Source organism: Mesorhizobium sp. M7A.F.Ca.US.014.04.1.1, assembly GCF_003998745.1.
GTDB lineage: Bacteria > Pseudomonadota > Alphaproteobacteria > Rhizobiales > Rhizobiaceae > Mesorhizobium > Mesorhizobium ciceri.
This window is the reverse complement of the sequence record NZ_RZRW01000803.1, coordinates 1-2,042: the sequence shown is the minus strand read 5'-3', so window position 1 is coordinate 2,042 and position 2,042 is coordinate 1. Positions and strand designations below refer to the sequence as shown.

Annotated in this window: 2 protein-coding genes and 1 pseudogene; all 3 read right to left on the bottom strand. The window is 62.8% G+C overall.

Going from position 1 to position 2,042, the window contains the following annotated elements; genetic code table 11:
- A pseudogene (locus EOA22_RS31675) lies at positions 1-154 on the bottom strand (gamma-aminobutyraldehyde dehydrogenase); the annotation flags it as partial.
- 95 nt (positions 155-249) lie between these two features.
- Positions 250-1,065: an ABC transporter permease gene (locus EOA22_RS31670; protein ID WP_024503371.1), complete on the bottom strand. Its 816-nt coding sequence runs from the start codon at positions 1,063-1,065 to the stop codon at positions 250-252.
- Positions 1,055-2,005, bottom strand: coding sequence for an ABC transporter permease (locus tag EOA22_RS31665; protein ID WP_210183137.1), 951 nt, complete (start codon positions 2,003-2,005; stop codon positions 1,055-1,057). Before EOA22_RS31665 ends, EOA22_RS31670 begins: the two co-directional genes overlap by 11 nt.
- Positions 2,006-2,042: the final 37 nt, after the last annotated feature.

Sequence of the window (2,042 nt, the reverse complement as noted above, 5' to 3'; positions counted from 1 at the left end):
ACGCCTGTTCGGCAGCAGTGACCGCCGCCTCGATCTGCGCCTGGCTGGCCTCGGGCAGGTTGAGGATGGTCGCCCCGGTCTTTGGATTGAGGATCGGCTCCTCGGTCTCGGTGCCCTTCTCGAATTTCGAGCCGATCAGCATCTGGGTGTCCATAAGGTTTCTCCCTTTACAGAAGCGAGTAGCGAGTAGCTGAAAGCGAGTAGGGTTTGACCGTCGATCCCTATTCGCTACTCCCTATTCGCTGTTTTTCATTTCCCGCTTCCAGCGATCTGGTCGCCGTCACGGGTGAGGTAATAAGCGGCAAGGATCGGCAGCAACGTCACCAGCATGACGACCATGGCAACGACATTGGTGACCGGGCGCTGGCGCGGACGGATCAGTTCTTCCAGCATCCAGATCGGCAGCGTCTGCTGCTGGCCGGCGGTGAAGGTGGTGACGATGACCTCGTCGAAGGACAGCGCGAAGGCCAGCATGCCGCCGGCAAGCAGCGCCGTGGCGATGTTGGGCAGCACGACATGGCGGAAGGTCTGAAAACCGTCGGCGCCGAGATCCATCGAAGCCTCGATCATCGAACCGGAAGTGCGGCGGAAACGGGCGACGGCGTTGTTGTAGACGACGACCACGCAGAAGGTGGCGTGGCCAAGCACGATCGTCCAGAACGAGAACGGGATGTCGGCCAGCGAAAAGGCCGAGCGCAGCGCAATGCCGGTGATGATGCCGGGCAGCGCGATCGGCAGGATGACCAGCAGCGAGATGGTTTCGCGGCCGAAGAATCTTGTCCGCGACACCGCCGCCGAACAGAGCGTGCCGAGGATGAGCGCGATCGCCGTCGAAATCGCGGCCACCCTGACCGACAGCGACAGCGCCTGCCAGACATCTGGCCGGTTCCAGGTCACGGCGAACCACTGCGTCGTCAGCCCTGGCGGCGGCCAGACGAAACTCTTCTCTTCGGTGGTGAAGGCATAGACGAAGATCAGCAGGATCGGCAGGTGCAGGAACAGCAGCCCGCAGGCGGCGGCAATCTTCAGGCCGAGCGGAGCCGACTGGGAACCATCAGAGCGCATCGAAGGCCCCCATGCGCTTGGCGCCCCAGAGATAGAAGCCCATGATGACGATCGGCACCACGGTGAAGGCGGCGGCGAGCGGGATGTTGCCGGCGGTGCCTTGCTGCGAATAGACCGCCTGGCCGATGAACAGACGCGAGGTGCCGATGATCTGCGGGATGATGTAATCGCCGAGCGTCAGCGAGAAGGTGAAGATCGAACCGGCGACGATGCCCGGCAGCGCCAGCGGAAACAGCACGTTGCGGAAGGTCTGTCCCGGTGAAGCGCCGAGGTCGGACGAGGCCTCGACCAGATTGCCGGGCACGCGCTCGAGCGCCGCCTGAACGGGGAGGATCATGAACGGCAGCCAGACATAGACGAAGACGATGAAGGTGCCGGTGAACGATACCGACAGGGAATTGCCGCCGACGATCGGCAGCGACAGCCAAGCGTCGAGAACCCACAACAAATGTAGCTTGGCGAGCAGCCAGGTGAGGATGCCTTCCTTGGCCAGGATCAGCTTCCAGGCGTAGATCTTGACCAGATAGCTGGACCACAGCGGCAGCATGATGCCGAGATAGAACAAGGCCTTCCAGCGGCCGCGCGCATAGCGCGCCGCGTAGTAGGCGATGGGGAAGGCGATGACGGCCGAGGCCAGCGTGACCAGAGCCGCCATCGTCACCGTGCGCAGGATGATGTCGAGATTGGCAGCCTGGAACAGATCGCCATAGGTCTTGAGCGTGAACTCGCGGTCGATGAGGCCGGAAAACTCGTCGATGGAGAAAAAGCTCTGCGCCAGCAGCGCAAACAGCGAGCCGATATAGACGATGCCCAGCCACAAAACCGGAGGCAGCAGCATGAGCAGCAACAGGACCTTCGGCTTGCGCCAGAAAAGGTCCGACAGAGCGCCGCGCAGACCGCCGCTACCCGGCAGGATGGCGGGAGCGGTTGCACGCATCATGGCGGCGTCGAGGCTCATGCCGGCTCGTCCATCAGAT